1 protein-coding gene is annotated in these 581 nt (G+C 47.7%); it reads left to right on the top strand.

Annotated elements, in window-relative coordinates; all coding sequences use genetic code 11:
- A partial coding sequence (locus tag NK638_RS12430) for a preprotein translocase subunit SecA (protein WP_446739842.1) occupies positions 1-581 on the top strand: 581 nt, incomplete at both ends.

Genomic DNA, 581 nt, shown 5'->3' with positions numbered 1-581 from the left:
ACGCCTATCAAGCCGATATCACGTACGGTACCAACAACGAGTACGGTTTTGATTATTTGCGTGACAACATGGTGTTTAGCCTCGCTGAGAAAAAACAGCGCCCGCTGAATTTTTGTATCATCGATGAGATTGACTCAATCTTAATCGATGAGGCACGTACGCCGCTGATTATCTCAGGGCAAGCTGAAGACTCTTCACGCATGTATGCGCTGATTAACACTATCATTCCACGGCTTAAGCGCTCAAAAGACGAAGAAGCCAATAAGAATAACGAAGATGAAGACTTTTGGATTGATGAAAAAAACCGTCAGATTGAGATTAGCGAAAAAGGCTATGAAAAAATCGAGCGTTTTTTAACAGAAGTCGGTGAGCTGGGCGAAAACGAGAGCTTGTATAGCCCAAGTCGCTTGCCGCTGCTCGCGCACGTCCAAGCCGCCATTCGCGCTCACCATGTGTTTGTCAAAAACGTCCACTATATCGTTGACGACGGTGAAATCATCATCGTCGATGAAAACACGGGCCGTACCATGCCCGGTCGCCGCTGGTCAGAGGGCCTGCACCAAGCGGTAGAAGCCAAAGAA

Origin of the sequence: Psychrobacter sp. A3 (assembly GCF_028823565.1) — a bacterium.
Lineage (GTDB): Bacteria > Pseudomonadota > Gammaproteobacteria > Pseudomonadales > Moraxellaceae > Psychrobacter > Psychrobacter celer.
Note: the sequence above shows the minus strand (reverse complement) of the source record. Positions and strands in the feature narration are given on the sequence as shown.